Genomic DNA, 16452 nt, shown 5'->3' on the forward strand with positions numbered 1-16452 from the left:
TTCGTCGCGCGTCACATTGAGGCTTTCGACCAGATCGATCCCTCGCGTTTGAAGGCGTGGGTGGAGTCGATTTCGTATTGGGTGTCCCGGAAGCAATGGCGGGTGATTTCGACCGATTGGTCGCCCGTCGCCAGCGTATGGAAGCCCATGGGTTCTCCCTTGGTGCGATGGGAGAACACCGTGGAGACATGAGAGAGGACCACGTTGCCCTCGCCCATTGGAAGAGGCATGAGGTCGATGAAGGAGCGGTGAAAATGCCCGGCCAGCAGCAAATCGACCTTCGCTGTGGCGAGGGATGCGAGCAGCAAGCCATTGCGGCGTAGAAGTTTGCGGGTTTGCTCGGCTTCTGCCTTGAGGGGGTGATGGATCATCACGGCGCGGAGCCCGGAATCCGAGCTGAAGCGGAATGGCAGCGTCGCGCATTGTTTCACACTGACGGCTCCATGGGACCAATCGAAGGTCGGGGGAACGCCCCATGCCCGAGCTGTGTTGAGGCCGACGACTTCGAGATCAGCGAATTGCGCGTGTGGTTCCGGGTCGCTGGAAATGCTTTTCCGATAACGGCGGAATGGATGGAAGATCCGATCGAAGGGTTGATTGGCTGCCGGAATGTCGTGGTTTCCTGGGATGGAAATGACGGGAACCGAAATTTTCTCCAGAAAGGCTCGCGAAGCCTGCCACTCGTGTCGCCGGGCGCGCATCGTGTAGTCGCCACAGCAGAGCACGGCGGCGGGGCGGGTTGCGGCAATATGGGTGAGGAGGGCCTCTACGGCCTGGGGAACTTCCGCGCCGAAGTGGAGGTCGGAGATCTGGATGAAGGTGGCCAAGGCGAGTCAGTCGGGGTGATCGCCAGGGCGCAGCACGTGGAGCGCCCCGGGCCGGAGATCGAGCCGCAGCGGCAGCTCAATGTCGAGAATTTCACCATCCAGAGAAGCCGGCAGGGTTCGACGTCGGCCGGAAGTGAGGGTGAGTCCGCGGCTCCGCAGAAGCTCCAGTTCGGGTTCCTTTTCCATGAGGCCGAAAAGGTAGGCAAACATGCCGCGGACGAGAGATGGGAGGGTGCGATGATGCGAAAGGTAGATTCCGAGCGTGCCACCATCCATGATCTGTCGCCGCGGAATCAACGAAAGGATGTCCTCGTATTCGCCGGGAACCAGAGCGGCAAAGCGGGTGGTGCGGGTGATTCTCCCTCGTTCATCGGTATCCAAGTCGAGCCGCAGGGGAGGGCAGTCGTGAAAAGCTTTGCGAAGATCGACCAGGATGCGGGTGGTCTTTCTCCACCAAGCTCGGCCATGAAATTCCTCCTGTTGGCGCGCCATGGCGGGATAGAATCCTAACATCAAGTTGCACAGGCTGATGCGGCCACCAGCGTCGAGAACATCAATGGCGGTGCTGGGAGCCGTACCGAGAGCCCGAGCGGCCTCCAAGACGTCGAGGGGAATGCCCAGGTCACGCGCTGCGAGATTGAAGGTGCCACAGGGGAGAATCCCCATGGGCATCTCGGTGCCGACCAGTTGCGCGGCGGCGTGGGAGACGGTGCCATCGCCGCCGCCGACGATCACGGCATCGGGGCTGGCCTGACGCGCTGCCCGTAGGGCGGAATCGAGTTGCTTTGCGGTTCCGGCATGGAGCTGGACGTCGGCGCCTCCTTCGCGAAAGGCTGCGGCCAATTCATCCGGAAAGCCCTCATGCCAGAGATCGCGTAGGGTTCCGGATTCTCGGTTCAAGACGACTTCGAAATGGCGGCGTGTGGGTGGCATGCGATGGAGCAGCATCGATCGCCTCTCGAGGATCGCAACCGGAGCTTGATCGACTTGATCCGCAAGACCTCGGAGGCGAGGGTAGGGAAGTGGAGCGCGAAATTGATGCATTCATTCGCTATCTGGCGACCGAGCGGGGGTTGTCGGACGCCTATCAGTTGTCGGTCCGTCAAACCTTGGAGGAACTGGAGCGATGGATGGCAAAGTCGGCCTTGCCGCTGGAAGATATAGGGACTGAAGAGCTTTCGAAATTTCTCGGCCAACGGAAAAACGAGGGACTTCAAGTTTCCTCGCTGCGCATTGGGAGCGTGCATCTGAAAGTCTTTTTCCGGTGGCTTGCTGGCACGGGGCGCTTGTTGATGGATCCGGCTGAACCTTTGATCTCGCCGCGGCCCGAGAAGTATTTGCCGGAGACGATGAACCGGCAGGTGGTGGAGCGTTTGCTGGAATCGATCGAGCCGATCGATGCCTTGAGTCGACGGGATCGCGCCATCCTCGAATTGTTTTATGCATCGGGCCTTCGGCTCTCCGAGCTGTGCCAGCTACGGATGGAGAAATATGATGAGGAGGAATCGTTTCTGCGTGTGACTGGGAAAGGTGACAAAACTCGTATGGTGCCGGTGGGGGGCAAGGCACGGGAGGCTATCCGGGATTATCTGGCCCACGCGCGACCGGAGTTGGTGAAGTCCCGCACCGGTTCCCATCTGTTTCTCAGCGTTCGCGGCGGGGCCTTGTCGCCCGACCGGGTCCGCCAGATTGTCAAAGAACGGGCAGCGGCGGCAGGCATGGATTTGAAGGTGTATCCTCACCTGCTTCGGCATTCCTTTGCCACCCACCTTTTGGAGGGCGGAGCAGATTTGCGGGTGATTCAGGAACTGCTCGGACATGCCGACATTTCGACCACCCAGGTGTATACCCATATCGATGGATCTCGCCTGAAATCGATCCATCGACGCTTCCACCCGCGCGGTTGAAGGTTTTTTGGAAAAGGTTCTGAGGGGCGGTTTTTTCTTAAAGAAACTTAAATTCAGCAGGTTGAAACTGCGTTGAACCACGCATAAGTGAAAGGTTTTCCAGGAATCTTGTTTGAAAACGGAGCTTGGGTGAATCTTGCAACTGTTCGGATTCGCTGACTTCCCGATAAGTCGAAGATCCCGGACTTCACCCCCTGTCACGAGGAGTTGGGATTCCCCAAGATTCGCCCGCTCCTGGTGACGGTGCCCCGCCTCCTGGCACTCCGGTGTCCGGGAGCACCCTTGCCTTCAAACCTGCCATGAAATCTCCCGTTCGCTGGATCGGGAAGGTCTTTTCCGGGATCTTCCTCGTCCTTTCCATCCCCAGTCCCGCCCAGGTCGAATGTTGGGCCCCCGGCATGGACACCTCCACGGTGCTTCAGGAATCGACCCGCTATCGTCAGGTATCGCTGGGACGTCCTTACCGCTACGATGTGTTTGGAGTGGCAGGTCGACTGACTCTGGGTGGCCGCGCGTTGAATGCCGCGGTGATGGGTGGAAAGTTCCATCCCAAGGTTCTCGGACTTGTGAACCCCTATCAGGTGGTCAATTCGGACATGGATGTGATCCTGCAAACCGGACTTCTGAAGTACTACCCGGAACGTCTCCATGTCTCGGGCAACTCTCCTGGAACGACGGTCGGACCTGTGCAAATCTACGGGGAGCGTTGGACCTTGTGCGATCCCCGTCATCCGGCAGATGTGAACCTGGCTTTTCATCTCACAGGTTCTTCATTGCTGGGGAGTGTCCTCGATTCGCTGCTGAGCTCGGCCAATTACAACCTGAATCCGGAAGGATATTTCTATGTGCTGGGGGAATGCCATCTTGCTCCGCCGAAGATGGAAGGGCGCCTTGCGGTTGCCGCGGACACCGCCCTCTATGGTTCAGGCGTGGAGGTGGTCTTCGAGATCGATCGCGAGTATGCGCCGGTGTATCGGCCTCCCTTTCTTGGGCTCGACCTGGGGGATGTGAATTTGACGGTTCTCGGGACGCCGCCATCGGATTCGGGGAGCGACACCGGAATGATTTCGCTGCCAGAGGTGGAGGTGCCCGATCTTGTCCAAGTCACGATCGACCTGAGCGGCCTGGGAGGCGCGGGTTGGAGCCGGAGGACCGCGCAGCCATGAAAGTTTTCATCATTGTCCTGGGGGGAATCTCGATGGTTCCACTGGCGACTGCCCAAACAGGGTCCTGGGGGGGACCGGGAACAGTTTCGCCGGAATATGGGACTGCCGGACGGGAATTGCCGAGTGATGCGGATATCCGCGCACTCCGGTCCGCCGGTGGAATCATCGAACCCCGCCCGGTGCCGCGACGGCGCGATGGCTTCGGTCTCGAAGCGCTCTCGGAATACCTGATCGGATTTGGCACCCATGCCATGCTGCCGAAGGGATCGATTCTTTTTTGTCCCGATGCGCGTGCGTCCCAGCGGGCTGGCCAAGCAAAAGGGAGACCCACTCCCTGGCCGGATTTTCTGGCAGGCAATCGCGGATGGGTGACCACTTTTGAAGTCAGCCTCGCACAAATTCGCGGCGAGGAACCCGTGCCTGCCGAAAAATGGGAGTCTTTCTCTGCTGATGGCAAGGTGGTGGTAGCGACCCATCGAGGTCTGCCTGTCACCGTTCTTGCTCCACCCCCTACCGTTCCCTCGCCATGAAAATGTTCGTTTGGTTCCTGCTGGGCTGCGTTCCCTCCGTGAGAGCCGTGGATTTCATTCGCCAAATTCAGCTCATCGACGGGCGTACGGTGGTGTATGACATTCCGGTTTCAGGAACGACTGGAAGCATTCTATCGAAACCGTTGGAAGGAGATGGGGCCTTGTTTCAGCTCTATGCCTATCAGGATGAGTCGTACGATCCCTTTAGTTTGCTTGATGCGAACGTGGGCACGATCGCGAATGTGAATGTGTCTCTGGATTCTCATCTGGTGGACGTCGATTTGTTGGGCATCCACTTGGATGTGCTGTTGGGAGGCTCGGGAGACGAAACCGAAACTCCCGAGCGGCTTGATGAAGTGGTGGTGGGGACTTATTTGCCATCGGCGACGGTGGTTCTTCACTCACGGGACCCGTATCCGGTGCCGCGCACCCGAGCGGACCAACCCTTTGGGATGACTTTGCAGCTGCGTCATCTCGCTTTGCCAGACGATCCCAAGGGAGGGATTCATCAGGCGGAATTGGTGCGTGATTTTCGACTCTATCACCCCGAGTTGCACGCTCCCTACCCGGATGGTTCGGGCCAAGGGAGCTATGCCGATGTTTTCGATTTTACCGCCAACGGTGATTTCTCCGATAGTAGCATCTATCAGGCTTTGCCCGTGGCCCGCCCGAGTAAGGCGTCCGGAGAAGAAACTTTTGCCGCGCGGGTCGCCCTCGGAAGCGAAGGGGAGATGGCCGTGATTGGATCTGCCACCATGCAAGTTTGGCCGGTCTGCGAAGGTCGCATCGAAGGCGTGGAAGAAGGCGTGGTCTATAAGACGCTGCCTAGTGAGGTTCGGTATGTGTGCGATGACCTCTATCCGGACAGTGTGACTTACGCCCAAATTTACGCGGGTTCCGCCGCGTTGGGTGCCTCAGGGAAAGTGGTGGCTTCCTCGGTAGTCACGTTCAATACGAGCTCGCCTCAAGATGCGGTGATGCCGATCGAACTGGAAGACCTGGAAGCGGATGTTCTCGAGCAAGATGGTGTTTACACCATCGAGCTGCTGACGGTGACGCCCTTCTTTGATCGGGAGCCGGAACGTGTGGCGGCGGTGAGTTTCGAACTCGACCGAACGGTCGAAGTGCGGGCGACTTTGGCGACGACGAGCCACTGATGATCTCAGTCCCGTAGCAAATAGTCCAAGACCTTGCCGAGATGGAGCTGTTGGTAGTCCTCCGGGCGATCCGCAAGTAGCTGAGATTTCGTTTGAACAAAGGGCCCGGGAACGAGATCGCTTTCGCCGTGCTCGACAAGTTGGGCACAGGAGGAGGGTGTCGTTTCGAGATGAAACTGGAGGCCAATGGCTTTTGGACCCCATTGAAATCCTTGCTGGGGGCAAGCCACGCTGCGGGCCAGTGGAAGAGCATCGGGTGGGAGGTCGAAGGTCTCGCCGTGCCAGTGAAACGCCATGAATGAGGAGTCGAAAGAGAAGCCCTCCAGTTGGGGAATGCTCTCGACAGGGAACCACCCAATCTCTCGATCCTCTTGGCGACGCACGGTCGCGCCCAAGGAACTTGCCATGAGTTGTGCACCCAGGCAGATGCCAAGTGTCGGACGGCCGGATTTCAACCACTGTCCGAGATATTCCTTCTCTCGGACGAGCCAGGGATGGGATTTCTCGTCGTGGACGCTCATGGGGCCGCCCATGAGGATGAGGAAATCGATTGTTTCGGGATCCGGCAGGTTATCGGCTCGGTCCATGAGACTACGAGTCACGTGGTGGCCACGTTGGGTGAGCCAGGGATCGATCGCGGCAGGACCTTCAAAGGGGACGTGCTGGATGACGTGGACGTGCATGACGAGAGCGATTCTCAATCCAAATCCGGAGCCAGGCGAAGCCTGAAAAATCGCCGAGGAGACGGCGCATTCATCGCGGGGAGGGAGATGGTGGTGGTGTTTCCTTCGCTCTCAAGATTGGAGTCTACCGCCACCCAGCCCGATGCGCTGAGGGTGGTGGATGTTTCCAAAATGGCTCCCGGCGGTAGGGCGGGGCTGACGGTCCACTGCTGATTGCCGGGTTCTAGGGAATGGGTGGTAAGGTGGTCACGAGGGTCTCGCGGGTTGGTGCCAAGGAGGAACTCGGCGCGATTGCTGAGGCCATCCCCGTCGGTGTCTTCACTCCCGTCTGGGGTGTCCGGGTCGAAACCGAATTGGCTTTCAAACGTGTCTGGGAGTCCATCGCCATCTTCATCCGCCTGGGTGGGCCCGGAGGCAGTGATGATGAGAGACGGGGGCTGCCCCGAAGTGCTCAGGTCGATGCCCTCGGGTTCTTCCGCGAGAGCGAACTGGACGTTGGCCGGGGCAGGAAGCAATGGACCCCATTTGATTTTTCCACGGGACTCATCGTAGGAGCCTCCATGGCTGATGTGAGTAACTCGAGAGCCCGCAGGCACTTCCAGTTCAAGGAAGACGTGCGAGGAGTTCGGAGAGAGTTGCAGGGAGTATTGGCCGGCAAGGAGTGGGAGGGGCAGTAGGCAAAGGAAGGCAGGGATCTTCATTGGTGGGAGGGCGGAGTTCATTCGCGGCTCGATTGAGGAAGCTTCGAGAGGGTGAATGTGGTGGCGAAGTCGGGCAGGGAATAGGTGATGCTCCCGGTCGTGGTGGCACCGGCCGCGGAGTAGCGGACGATGAAATCGGAGAAGGATGCCATGTGGAAAACCAAGTCGGGCCAGCCGTCGTCATTGAAATCGGCGAGGGACATGACCTCACGGAAATCAGGGCGTTCCATGGTGAGGTCCGTGAGAATGTTGCCTGCGGAGCTGAGAATTTGATGACGATAGGTGGTGGTATTTGGAGATTCGCAAAGGACGACGGTGGTGCCATCGGGATTGAGGGCGGCGGCGCGCGGAATCCAGTCGGCCTGGGCGCTCAACAGGGTGATTGGCGAGTTGGAGACTCCGTTGACCGTGCCGCGACGTACCCAAAGGTCCGCTTGGGCGTTGCGCCCTGCGAAGTCGAGTTGGCCGTCTTGATCGAAGTCTCCCATGCCGATGACATGTTCTCCGGCATTGAGAGAAAACAGGGTGCGACCGATGAGTTTCCCGGTGACGGAGTCCTGCTGCCAGAAGTCGAAGTGGAGGTGCCCATCGAATTCCCGTTCGACGAAGAGCCCGTGCTGACCGGTGTCCCCCAGACGCCCATACAGGACGACGGTGAGACTGTCGGCGATGGCATCGCGAGTTTCCTGATTCAAAAGTACGGTGCTGCCGAGAAGCGCTCCTCCTTGGGAGAAGGTTCCTAGGCGAATGCCGGAGGCGGTGGTGTTGAAGAAGTCGGTCGCGTCATAGGGATAAAGCCGGTTGTTGGAGTCCACGATGGCGCCGCTGATGGAGGTCGACGGCAGGGGTGTCGATGGTGCGGGGAAGCTTGCATCGCCATCCAAGTCGGCTGGGGAGTCCGTGAAGGAGTCCGCGAGTTCGTCCGGAGTGTCTTGCGGATCCGGGTCGGGATCGGGATCAGGATCCGGGTCGGGAAAATCTTCAGGAGGATTCGGATGGTCTTCACGGCGTTTTCGGATTTCGCCACAGTAGAGGAGATCGGGATCGCTGTTGTAGGTGTCGGTGACGATCAGCGATCGACCAAGATCGGGGTCGTCCGGGGAGTAGAAGGAGAGAAGGGCGAAACGTCGGGCGGCGCCGCGCACAGGTTCGTAGTCGTCGAGTTCAATCCCGCCGCAACAGCTATGGTAGATCGCGAAGGGGGCCGAGCGGGGTGCGGTGCCGGGATCGGCTGGGCCGCAGAACACCAAGCGATCCTCGGTGATGGGGAAGCGCAGGGTGCCCTCGGTGTTGACGGCGATTTTTCGGTAAACGAAGGTGGCAGAGGAGTAGAGGGAATCGGAGTCTCCGTTTGTCGAATCAGGATAGGAGATGGTTCCGGAGAAGGTCAGGTTGACGTCGGGGAGGGTGACTTCATCGAGGTATTCGATGGTGGCCGAGACGAGATAGTTTTCTGGGTCTCCCGGATCCACGGTGGGTCCAGTCGTCGAGATCACGGTTCCGCGGTTGCTGAGCCAGGTGACGGCGAGTCCGGTTTCGTCGACCGAATCGGAGTGAGTCAGGCCGTATTCAAAGTGAATCTGGTAGGCGCCGTTGGTGGTGGTGACGGCAGTGGGGGGCGAGGTTCCATCCCCTTTGCCGAAACTGGGAGCCCAGACACTTTCACGTGGATCGGCGGCGAGGTCATCTTCGCTGAAGTAGCTGCCTCCAAGGGTGGCGTCGGGGATGTTGATTAAGGCGGTTGGTTCCAAGAAGTCGACGAGGCCAATGACGGTGCCGAAGCTCTCCACTTCGAAGAGTCGGGTATCGGCTGAACCGGAGTCGAGCTCCTGGGTGAAGTGGGTGACCAGTTGTCCGATTCCTTCGATCATTTCGACGCCCTGGTAGCCGGTGGGTGTGACCCATGGTTGGCCGAGGTCCTCGGGGATGAAGTCGCCATATCCGACGAGCAGGCTGAAGGTTTTGGTGGGGTGCACGGCACCCTCAACGAGGGCTGCCGGGTCGAGGTCGTAGTGTTGGGTGGTCTGAACGTAGTTCAGGCAGGGCCCCGTGGAGTAGTAGCCTTGGGCGATGAAGTCATCGGCCCCGGTGGCGCGAAGGGTGATTTCGGCTTGGGGCTCGGGTGGAAAGGTGAAGCTGGCGGTGGTGTCGTCGATCGGAGTCAGAGTGCCTCCCCCGTGGGCGATCTCCCATTGCACGACCTTGAAGTTGGGATCGGGTTGGGCGGGGATGGCCGTGACGGTGATCGTTTCGCCTGGCTCCCTGCAAATGCGGCTGGGGGAGAGGTCGAAGACTTTGGCAAGGTAGTAGATGGTGGCCGATGCCTGAACCCGCTGGTTGAGGGTGCCTTCGATGCAGCCCATGGCTTGGGACTCAGCGATGCAGAGTAGGGGGTATTTCTGAGCATCGGTCGGCACCGGATAGTTCTCCAGAGTGTGCGTCGAGGTGGTCGAAAAGTCCGGAGTGGAAACTTCGGTGAGGGTATCGTGAACCAATTTCCCGGTGACGTCGTAGATCTTCCAGCGGAGCTTCTCGTTTTCGTAGGACGAGGAAATGTCGACGGTGAGACGGGGAGGGTTCTGGACGTCGTCGACGGAAACCGCGGGCGGACGGAAGTCAAGATGAGGGGGCTGAAGTGTGAGCTTCTCGGTTTGTTTGTAGGGGGGAGTGTTCGGAAGGTTATTGGTACCTCCTTCGGTGGCGTCCGTGGTTTTGATGGCGATTTCGATGAGATCGGGTCCCGGGGACTTGGGGATCACTCCGTTGGCGGAGAAGGCGTCGACTTCAAAGCGACCGGAGAGGCTCTTGAAGGTGAGTTTGGGGTCGGCGCGGGTTTGTGGGATGGAGATGTCGGACCAGACGCAGGGGGTGGGTTTGTAGTCGAAGTCCTGGATCGGGTCGTAGAGTTGGTCGATGACCTTTTTTCGAGCTTGGCCGAGCTGAGAGGAATAGTAGTCGGTGACGCCGCTGGCGAGTTGGCCCGCAGGGCCTTTGACCCATTCGGCAAGGTCCTCGGGATTGGGCAATTTTTCTTCGAGGAGATACTTACCGAGCGAGAAGCCTTCGGAGGTGATGGTGGCCTTGAGTTCCTGGAAATAGATGTGGATGCATTCTCCGTCGTAGGGGCTGTCGGTAGGAAGCGTGGGGGTGAGGGGGACGGCATTGCCATCCCGCAGTTCATAGGAGATGTGGGTGAAGGTTTTTGGCAGGGTCTTCATGTCCCACTCGTTGAGTAGGGAGTAGAGTTCCAGGGGGATGGAGAAGGCGAGACCTACTCGTTTGGAGAGGGTCTTGGAGTCCGAGACGAGCTTTTTGCCGAGCTTGGTGGCTTGTTCGGTGAGGGCATCCAGCGCCTTTCCAGTGAGTTGTTTGGTGAGGGATTTGTCGTCGGCTTTTGCTTCCAGCTTTGCCCGATATTGGGTGAGCAGGATGAGCTCGTTCCACTGGTCGATCTGGGTGCAATGAGAGGAAGACGTTGCCCGGGCGCGCGTGGCTGCGGCGGGGAGAAGGACGGCAGAGTCTTGGAGGGCTTCGAAGGTGCCATTTCGGGTGGCGGAAAGGGCCAGCAGTTCGCGGGCGATGAAGGTTTCGATTTCGGAATCGGGGCCGGCAGGATGGTTTTCGAGCAGGCGCATCGACTCGGCGGTGTGCCGGAGGTAGGCGTAGGTGTAGCCCATGAGCCGTTGGAAATCGGTCACGGTCTGGTCGGCGGCGATGGCCTGGACGGTGGCGTCGGGATTCCAATCGCCCCGTGCCGCCAGGGCGTCGGCGGTTTCGTCGAGGAAGCCGGGAATGGAGATGCCTGCGGTGTCGATGGGAAGGAGTCGGAAGATGCCGGCGCGGTAGGTTTGGCCATCGGCATCGACTTCGATTTCTAGGTCGCGAGTGGGCAGCCAGGGAGACGGGACGTAGGGGGCGGCGAAACTGAGGTGGGAGCCGCTGGCATCGACTTCGAAGTTCAACCACTCGCCGGTTTCGACGGGTCGGTAGCGACCTGCGAGGGTGCTGGGTTGGCCCGGCAGGCCGTGGATTTCCACGGTGGTGAGGGGGAGTCCGATGCGGGAGGAGAGGGAAATGTAGGGAGCCCCCGATGATGGGTTGGGGAGCCAGCGATGGGGTTCGGAGAGGGACGGGTCGTCCTGATAGTTTTCGCCCTCGCGCCAGAGAAACCACGCTTGGGCGAAATCGGGGTCAGCCATGGCCTCGTCACTGGAGGCAAATCCCCCCAAGGTTGCGGGATAGGCGGCGATCTCGGCGAGGTCGATGCGCTGGTCGGAATTGGTGTCTGCCGGGTGAGTTGCGGCGAAGAGGGTGGAGGACAGAAGGAGAACAATGGACGGCAAAAACCTCATGGGATGGGGCTCAGGGTGAATGGGTGGCGGCACGCTAGCGGAAAATTACGCAGGGAAGAGCCTGAAATGGCATTTTTTCACATCCCATGGGAGTTCGAAGGGAGGGGCTGCCATGGGTTTTCTCCTTGGCCGCGGGGCGACTGATCCGTTTTGCTCGGGCATGCGGTTCGCGGTGCTGGGGAGTGGGAGTGGTGGCAATGCCACGGTGATCGATGCCGGGGGCGTGCGCGTTTTGGTGGATGCGGGGCTTTCTGCGAAGCAGATCACGCTGCGGCTGGCCGCGATGGGCATTCCTCCTGAGTCATTGGATGCGGTGCTGTTGACCCACGAGCATGGCGACCACATTCGCGGGTTGCGGGTGCTGATGAAGTCTTTGAAACGGCCGATCTACGCGACGCCGGCGACTTCTCATGTGGTGCGGGAGGGGTTGGGTCCCGTGAGCTGGAAGGTTTTTGAGAGTGGGGGGCGGTTTGAGATCGGAGCGCTGGAAATCGAAAGTTTTGCGGTGCCGCACGATGCCGTCGAACCGGTGGGGTTTTTGTTCCGGGCGGCGGGCCGATCGTTTGGATTGGTGAGTGATTCCGGGCATGTTACGCCGCTCATGCGAGAGCGTCTGCGGGGGGTGGAGGCCTTGTTCATTGAGGCCAACTACGATGACGAGTTGTTGGAGGCCGACCTCAAGCGTCCATGGAGCACGAAGCAGCGGATTTCCTCGCGTCATGGGCACTTGTCGAATCGGCAGACCGCCGAGTTGGTGCGTGAGCTGGCAGCGGAAGGATTGCAGCGTGCGGTGTTGGGTCATTTGAGCCGCGATTGCAATGCTCCGGCGCGGGCGTTGGAGATGGTAGGAGCGTGTGGAATCTCGGTGTGTTGTGCCGGTCAGGACGAGCCGAGTGGCTGGCACGAGGAGAAGCCACCTTGCTCGATTGATTTCGCGGCCGATGAATTGTTCGGGAGCTCGGTCCAGGGTTGAGGCGGTTGATGGGGACGCAAGGAGAGGGTGGGGGCGAGAAGCGCACCGAGACTTGCCAGCGGAGCGAGGTTGGCGAGATTGGGGCTGTGGCGGATGCACCCGAGGAACGATGGACGCTGGCGGAGTTGATTGACTTCGAGGCGGCCTTGTCGTCGTGGGATGGTTCGCGACCCGAGCGGGTGGCGGGAATGTCTCGAATGGCGGCGATGAAAGCGTGGCTTGAGGCGGAGGAGCGGGGAGGGATCGGTCGCCGCTGGTTGGCGGCTTTGGGGGGCATTGGGTTTCTTTTGATGGTCGTGATGGCGTGCTCCGGGGTGGGTGCCGTGTGGGGAGTGTTGGATCTGGAAACCAAGGGCATGAATGTGGTGTGGATGCTGGGGGTGGTATGGGTGATGCCGTGGGGACTGATGCTGTTGGCGGTGTTGCTATGGTGGATGCGGGGGAGGATTCCCGGAGGCGGAATGGTGGCATGGGTTGCGGAGCGGGTTTCGTTGCGGTTTTTGGGTGAGGAAACGAGAGAGGCGATCGAGCGGGTCCGCCGAAGTGGGGAGTTGGCACGGGTGATCGGGTGGCGCATGGCAGCGCTCACCCAGATGGTGGCGGCCTCGTTTCATGCGGGAGCCTTGGTGGGATTGGCGACGATGGTGTTGGTGAAGCGGGTCGGATTTTTCTGGGAGTCCACGACTCAAGGAGCGATGCGGCATTTCTTGGAAGAGGCGGTGCGGGTGTTGGCGTTGCCATGGTCCTGGGCGTTACCGCGGATGGTTCCGGATGTGGCAGCCTCGGAAGTCACTCGGAATTGGATGGCGAATGGTGTCGGCTGGTGGCCGTTTTCGTTGATGGTGCTTTTGGTGTGGGGGGTGGCCCCGCGATGGTTGCTTTCGACCTGGGCGCGGGTGAACGAAACCCGGGCTTTGAGAAATCTGACCTTTCAGGCGCCGGCGCATCGCAAGTTGTGGCGGGCAATGACGGAGGTGAAGCGAGGCGAAGAGCCGAAGGGACCTGTCGACGGAGCGTTGGTGATTTCATTGGGAGCTGAGGCCCATCCGGAAGCCTTGCGGCCGTTTCTCCTTCAGAGATTGCGCCTGAATCCAACTGCTTGGGAGACGATGGGGGTGATGGATACAGGGCGGGAGGAGGCGGCGCGCACGGCCTTGGCGAAAGCGCCCGCGGGGGTGGTTCTGGTCGGAGAAGGATGGTCGTTGGCGCCGCGCCAAGTGGAGCGCGCGTTGGCGGAGATTCTGAAGGTTTCCGAGGGGAGGAGAGTGGCGGTGGTGGTGGGAAATCCAAGCTCGAGCGGGATGAGCAGCCCCACCGAGGAGGAACGTCGGGAGTGGGAGCGTTTCATGGATCGACGGGAGGAGAGTGGCAGCACGGAACTTTGGTTTTTTGAGTCGGCATGAGTGAGGATTGGTGGCAGCCAGAAATCCCGTCGTTCGTGGTGGTGGGCCGCGTGAATGCAGGGAAGACTTCGACTTTGGCGACGTTGCTGGAGGTGGATGACGATGCGGTGTTGCGCATTTCCGCGACGCCTGGGGAGACGACGGGAGTGCTGCCATTGCCGGTGAGGTACGACGGCGAAGAATGGATCCGCTTCCTGGATACTCCGGGTTTTCAGCAACCCGTGGAAGCGATGCGGGTGATCCAAGGATTCGCGGGTGAGCGGGTTCCTGGCCCGGATGAGCTGCGACAATTCGTGGAGACCTGTGGAGACCGGTTTCCAGACGAGGTGCGCTTGTTAGAACCGATCATCCGGGGAGCTGGCATTCTGTATGTGGTGGATCCTAGCAAACCTCTGCGGGATTCGTTTCTGGCAGAGATCGAGATTTTGCGGTGGAGTGGTCGCCCCCGGTTGGCGCTGTTGAATCCGCAGGGAGAGGAGACGGGCTATGAAACGGAATGGCGCGAACGGTTGGGGACTGCCTTCAATTTGACGCGGACATTTGACGCCCATGCGGCCCGGTTCGATGAGCGAAGGAAGTTGATGCTCGCCCTGCTGCAGATTGAAGAGCGGCATGCGGAGAGAATCGAGCGGGTGCTGGAGGCGATGGATGCCGAATGGGACCAGCGGCGCGAGGATGCGGCGGAGGCCTTGGTGGACTTGATGGAGAAGGCGCTGACGCTACGGGCGCGAGATGGGCTCGATGAGCGGGATCTCGGCGTGCCGGCGCGGCGTGAGCGGAAGCTGGCGGCGTTGGTCGAAGACTATTTTGCCAGGTTGGCGAAATTGGAGGCGGAGTGCCTGGAAGCTTGGCTGAGGACGTATCGGCACCATTTGTTGCAAGCCGAGGGTGATCCTCGCCATCACCGGGGGTTGGATTTGGAGCAGGAGGAAACGTGGCGGAAGTTTGGTCTAAATCGTTGGCAGCTGGCTGCGGCGGGTGCGGGACTTGGGGCTGCGGCGGGTGCTGCGTTTGACTTGGGAGTGGGAGTTCACAGTCTTGGGGCAGGGACGGTGATTGGAGCTTTGGGTGGAGGGGCGGCTGCGTTCTTGAAAGGAGGGGCGCTGCCGGAGCTGAAAGTCAGCGGTTTGGGGCGGATCGGCTTAAAGTCCGGGGAAGGGAGGACCTTGGTGGTTGGGCCGCCGAGCAGCCCGAACTTTCCTTGGGTCCTTTTGGATTCGATGCTGGTACGGTATGCCGGGATTCTGCAGCGGGCGCACGGGCGGCGGGATCGGACGACCTTAGAGGACGCGGAGGGTGAGGGCCGGGTGCGCGAGTTTCCGCGAGAGCGTCGGGCGGTGCTGCAGAAATGGTTCACCAGCTGCCTCAAGGGCCGACCGGACCGTGGGGCAGAGCCTGAGGTTTTCGCGGCGATGGTGGCCTCGCTCGAAGAGCTGAGTTGAGGCTCAATGGGTGACGACTGGCTGAACTTTCTCAGCGGTAAATCGGATGGCGGTCTGGTAAGCATCGCCTTCCCGGCTGGTTCCAAGAAGGGCACTGCCGCCATGGGGAAGATGCCAGAGGTGAGAGCCGAGGAAGCCCCCGTCGGGCAAAGCCTCTTTTTTCGGGTAGGAGGCGTTCTGGACAGGTTTTCCGTGGAGTTCCGTGAGGAGTCCGATGAGTCCTTCCCACGTGGCGCGGAGGGAACTGTCATAGGTGCTTGCGGGGCCGCCGTCGGTGCGGAGGAGGATCTCGGAGAGGGTATCCTGGTTCCAGGTGAAGAAGAGCAGGCACGGTTGGCCTCCGATTTTCTGACGGGTGCGGAAGCTGCCATTGAGGCCCATGCGGCCGAGAAATTTGGGATCGACGATGGGTTCGACCACTTTGCTTTTCAGCAGCTTGGCTTCGACGTCGGCTCGGGTGTCACCGAAGCAAAGGGTATCGAAGACCGCCTCTTCAGGTGGGGCGTCTTTTTGCGCCAACCAGGTGAGATCGTCGGTGTGCAATTTGGACTTACTGAGCTCGAATTCTTTGCCGTCGGACCGCCGGATGGTGACGGTGGCCGCGGTTTCTGCCACCCACTCCCCTTCGAAGGACGACGAGGCGTCAGTATTTTTCCAGATCCGGGGTTCCGCCTTCAGCACCGGGACGAGGACGGAAAGGAGGAGCAAGGAGCGCAGGGTGGTCATGAATGCGTGAAAATACGTTGATGCAGGAAAGAACGCCACGGAAATTCCGATTTGCCTGTTTTGGGGCAAAAAAAATCCCGGCAGTGCAACACTGCCGGGATCGAAAAGTTCAGCCAATCGGTACTTTAGAAGCGCTGGGTGCGGCTGTGGCTGTAGTAGACTTCAAAGCCAAGGTCCGGCGGGAACTCGGAGAGACCGTCATGGACGTTCATCTCGATGCGGTTGTCGGTGCCGCACTTTTCGTACGGGGGCTTGAAGGTGCCACGGTAGGTGGGGCAGGTGAAGGTGAAGAGTTCGTAGAAGCCATAGCCCAGGCGACGAAGGGCACGATGGCCGCCATCGACGGCTCCGTAGGACCAGCCTGCCTTGCGGCCGTAGGTATCGGTCTTGCGAACGATCTGCTCAGGAATCTCGACGAAGCCGTAGAGGATGTTGCTCACGGCACGACCCAGCTTGCGGGTAGCGGTGTACTGCGATCCAGGAGGCGCTTGGATGTCGGCGGAGGCCATGCCGGTGAAGGCAAGGGCAGCGGTGGCAAGGACAAGGAGTTTTTTCATCTGCTGAGGGAAGTTTGAAATAGCGGAT

14 protein-coding genes are annotated in these 16452 nt (G+C 60.1%); 7 read left to right on the forward strand and 7 right to left on the reverse strand.

Going from position 1 to position 16452, the window contains the following annotated elements; genetic code table 11:
• Positions 1-11: 11 nt before the first annotated feature.
• Positions 12-827, reverse strand: coding sequence for a metallophosphoesterase family protein (locus HNR46_RS09710; protein WP_184018222.1), 816 nt, complete (start codon positions 825-827; stop codon positions 12-14).
• 6 nt (positions 828-833) lie between these two features.
• A complete protein-coding gene (locus tag HNR46_RS09715; protein WP_184018224.1) occupies positions 834-1760 on the reverse strand; it encodes a diacylglycerol/lipid kinase family protein in 927 nt (308 codons plus the stop codon).
• 89 nt (positions 1761-1849) lie between these two features.
• Between HNR46_RS09715 and HNR46_RS09720 the strand changes: the two genes are divergently transcribed.
• From HNR46_RS09720 to HNR46_RS09735, 4 genes are all read left to right on the forward strand, one after another.
• On the forward strand, positions 1850-2734 hold the full coding sequence (locus HNR46_RS09720) for a tyrosine recombinase (RefSeq protein ID WP_184018226.1): 885 nt from the start codon (positions 1850-1852) through the stop codon (positions 2732-2734).
• A 299-nt stretch (positions 2735-3033) separates the two neighbouring features.
• Positions 3034-3900 (forward strand): hypothetical protein, encoded by an 867-nt coding sequence (locus HNR46_RS09725; protein ID WP_184018228.1) that lies wholly within the window; start codon positions 3034-3036, stop codon positions 3898-3900.
• Complete coding sequence (locus tag HNR46_RS09730; RefSeq protein ID WP_184018230.1) at positions 3897-4430, forward strand: hypothetical protein; 534 nt, start codon at positions 3897-3899, stop codon at positions 4428-4430. Before HNR46_RS09725 ends, HNR46_RS09730 begins: the two co-directional genes overlap by 4 nt.
• Entirely contained in the window at positions 4427-5587 is a 1161-nt protein-coding gene (locus HNR46_RS09735; RefSeq protein ID WP_184018232.1) for a hypothetical protein, read from the forward strand. Before HNR46_RS09730 ends, HNR46_RS09735 begins: the two co-directional genes overlap by 4 nt.
• Positions 5588-5592: 5 nt before the next feature.
• Here HNR46_RS09735 and HNR46_RS09740 read toward each other — a convergent pair whose 3' ends face one another.
• From HNR46_RS09740 to HNR46_RS09750, 3 genes are read right to left on the reverse strand one after another with little or no spacing between them, the layout of a single operon-like run.
• Positions 5593-6270 carry a type 1 glutamine amidotransferase gene (locus tag HNR46_RS09740; RefSeq protein ID WP_184018234.1) on the reverse strand — a complete coding sequence of 226 codons (678 nt, stop codon included), beginning with the start codon at positions 6268-6270 and terminating at the stop codon, positions 5593-5595.
• A 14-nt stretch (positions 6271-6284) separates the two neighbouring features.
• Entirely contained in the window at positions 6285-6971 is a 687-nt protein-coding gene (locus HNR46_RS09745) for a thrombospondin type 3 repeat-containing protein (protein WP_184018236.1), read from the reverse strand.
• A gap of 17 nt (positions 6972-6988) precedes the next feature.
• A complete protein-coding gene (locus HNR46_RS09750; protein WP_184018238.1) occupies positions 6989-11323 on the reverse strand; it encodes a hypothetical protein in 4335 nt (1444 codons plus the stop codon).
• A gap of 112 nt (positions 11324-11435) precedes the next feature.
• On the opposite strand from HNR46_RS09750, the gene HNR46_RS09755 reads away from it, so the two are divergent.
• The 3 genes from HNR46_RS09755 to HNR46_RS09765 are packed head-to-tail and all read left to right on the forward strand — an operon-like array spanning position 11436 to position 15141.
• The gene (locus tag HNR46_RS09755; RefSeq protein ID WP_184018240.1) at positions 11436-12296 is read left to right on the forward strand and encodes an MBL fold metallo-hydrolase; all 861 of its coding nucleotides are present in this window, start codon (positions 11436-11438) and stop codon (positions 12294-12296) included.
• A gap of 8 nt (positions 12297-12304) precedes the next feature.
• Complete coding sequence (locus HNR46_RS09760) at positions 12305-13699, forward strand: DUF2868 domain-containing protein (protein ID WP_221285107.1); 1395 nt, start codon at positions 12305-12307, stop codon at positions 13697-13699.
• The gene (locus HNR46_RS09765) at positions 13696-15141 is read left to right on the forward strand and encodes a GTPase/DUF3482 domain-containing protein (protein WP_184018244.1); all 1446 of its coding nucleotides are present in this window, start codon (positions 13696-13698) and stop codon (positions 15139-15141) included. The genes HNR46_RS09760 and HNR46_RS09765 overlap by 4 nt, the downstream gene beginning before the upstream one ends.
• A 3-nt stretch (positions 15142-15144) precedes the next feature.
• On the opposite strand, the gene HNR46_RS09770 is transcribed toward HNR46_RS09765, so the two are convergent.
• Together HNR46_RS09770 and HNR46_RS09775 are read right to left on the reverse strand one after the other, a co-directional pair.
• A complete protein-coding gene (locus tag HNR46_RS09770; RefSeq protein WP_184018246.1) occupies positions 15145-15867 on the reverse strand; it encodes a hypothetical protein in 723 nt (240 codons plus the stop codon).
• Between the two features lie 125 nt (positions 15868-15992).
• The gene (locus HNR46_RS09775) at positions 15993-16424 is read right to left on the reverse strand and encodes an exosortase system-associated protein, TIGR04073 family (protein WP_184018248.1); all 432 of its coding nucleotides are present in this window, start codon (positions 16422-16424) and stop codon (positions 15993-15995) included.
• Positions 16425-16452: the final 28 nt, after the last annotated feature.

It is taken from the genome of Haloferula luteola (genome assembly GCF_014201715.1).
GTDB lineage: Bacteria > Verrucomicrobiota > Verrucomicrobiia > Verrucomicrobiales > Akkermansiaceae > Haloferula > Haloferula luteola.